The following is an 887-nucleotide window of genomic DNA, read 5'->3' on the forward strand; positions in this document are numbered from 1 at the left end:
AGCCAGAACCTACACCCAAACAACTCGCCAGACTTATTCAAGAGCGACACCGGCGACGACAGGCTGCCACAGAATCCTGTCGGCGGAGGGGTGGGGAAATATGACAAAGTAGAATTAATCAGATAAAAAAGATTCCCGGTACAGATGAAAACGGTCATATAGACAAAGAAGCACTCGTTTCTTGGATTGAACAAGCCCGACAACTGCTCCATAAACATGCTCGTGGGACCATAGGTGATCAATATATCGGTCAATTACTTGCCAGGGCACCTGAAGACGAGAGCGGCATGTGGCCTTGTGAAGCGGTCTGCGAGGCAATAGAGAAAACAGCATCCTCAGGGATAGGCCAGGGTTTTTCAAAGAGTGTTTATAATTCTCGTGGGCTTCATTGGCTTGGAAAAGGAGGCGAACAGGAACGTGAGCTTGCCTTGAAATACGACAACTTGGCAGATCGTTTGTACCACGACTATCCCTATGTAGCAGTGGTTGTGAAGGAAATTGCGAAATCCTATACATATGAAGCTAAATGTCGGGATACAGAGGAGGGTACCGAAAAGAGATTGCGCACTCCAGTGGGTTCTTGGTAAAATCAAGTGTGTCTTCGACCTCGTGTATAGATCTTGGGACATCCCAGTTCCCAAAATCGACTCGGTCTTTGACAACCTATTTGTGCCCCAGCCGTCCTGGTCACCAAGCACTACGCAACAACTTCGCAAACTGCTCTTCTGTACCATACTTTTCGAGAAATTTCGGCAAACTGAGACCTTTTTGAAATTGGATGATATTCTTTGCCATGTCCGCCACCTCACTAAGACACTGATTCTATGTATGTTCTATTATAGTCCAATTTCTGTATGCGTGGCTGAATATCGTGGGTAATCAAGTAA

General features: G+C 46.1%; 1 protein-coding gene. It reads left to right on the forward strand.

The features are described 5' to 3' along the window. The first annotated feature begins 595 nt into the window (after positions 1–595). Complete coding sequence (locus ACOCD2_RS22565) at positions 596–772, forward strand: hypothetical protein (RefSeq protein ID WP_294031875.1); 177 nt, start codon at positions 596–598, stop codon at positions 770–772. Positions 773–887: the final 115 nt, after the last annotated feature.

It is taken from the genome of Thiolapillus sp. (assembly GCF_048562965.1).
GTDB lineage: Bacteria > Pseudomonadota > Gammaproteobacteria > Chromatiales > Chromatiaceae > Thiolapillus > Thiolapillus brandeum_A.